The organism is Xanthomonas pisi DSM 18956 (assembly GCF_001010415.1).
In the GTDB taxonomy this organism is placed as follows: Bacteria; Pseudomonadota; Gammaproteobacteria; order Xanthomonadales; family Xanthomonadaceae; genus Xanthomonas; species Xanthomonas pisi.
In genome coordinates, this window is sequence record NZ_JPLE01000231.1 from 1 (window position 1) to 315 (window position 315).

Annotated in this window: 1 protein-coding gene; it reads right to left on the bottom strand. The window is 42.2% G+C overall.

All coding sequences use genetic code 11. From position 1 onward, the window contains the following. Positions 1–315: hypothetical protein (locus Y887_RS21175; RefSeq protein ID WP_046965626.1), on the bottom strand; the 315-nt coding region annotated here is incomplete at both ends.

A 315-nucleotide genomic window follows, 5' to 3' on the forward strand; every position in this document is an offset into this window, starting at 1 on the left:
CAAATCTAGAGGTACCTGAGACCATGTATTCTTGTTCAGATTCAATCATATCTAGGACGTCAACACGTTTTTCTTCCATAACATGCTTAGGGTTCTTTCCGGCGAGTACAATGTTAACCATGTTTTGGTAGTAATCGAAAATGAACGGAGCATTCCTGAGACTAAGAATAGTGTACGTTTGATATTCCCAACTCCCAGAGAACTGTCTGGCCGTACCAAAGTCTGTTGTAAACGATGTTACTCGTCCGGGAGACCAATGACATCCAACAGAAAGAAGGGAAAGACGTTCTACTTCTTCTGGAGTTACACCAAGGT